A 539-nucleotide genomic window follows, 5' to 3' on the forward strand; every position below is an offset into this window, starting at 1 on the left:
CCCAAAAGGGAAGTTTGTTGACTGCCCCCATTTCCAATTAGGAAGATAAATCCGTTATTTCGTCAATGTACACCTAGGATTATACGTATATTGGTGCTGTAATGAGAGGGAGCCAAAGGTAAAGTGCTCCCATATATTGAGATTATTTATAAGGATATATACTACATGGCTACTGCTATCCCTTCTACTCGTTCCTCTAAGAAGTCCTTCACTGTATACGACGCAATCGCTGATGGCGATTACCCAGCTCGTATTGTTCGTTTCATCGGTCTCGGTGTTCAAGAACAGCCTGAATTCAAAGGCGAAAAGAAATCTCCTGCTTTTAAATGTACTTTTGCACTCGAATTAATCGACGTGGATGCAACTGGTACTGAGTACGAAAACGATCAAGATAAAGTCGGTAAACCGATTGAACCTCGCCCGTCTTGCCAGTTCATGGATGCTTACCTGTTCCCAGGTGCTTCTCGTGGTAAAGTGTTCGAGATGTGTCAGGTTATCGATCCATCTGTGAAAGAAGTTCCGGGTAATCTGGAATGGTT

Annotated in this window: 1 protein-coding gene; it reads left to right on the plus strand. The window is 43.0% G+C overall.

Features of this window, described 5'->3' with window-relative positions:
* Positions 1 to 165: 165 nt before the first annotated feature.
* Positions 166 to 539 (plus strand): hypothetical protein (locus tag N1032_RS27420; RefSeq protein ID WP_259543877.1); only part of this gene is annotated, 374 nt, incomplete at its 3' end.

Source organism: Herbiconiux daphne, from assembly GCF_024979295.1.
Lineage (GTDB): Bacteria > Actinomycetota > Actinomycetes > Actinomycetales > Microbacteriaceae > Herbiconiux > Herbiconiux daphnes.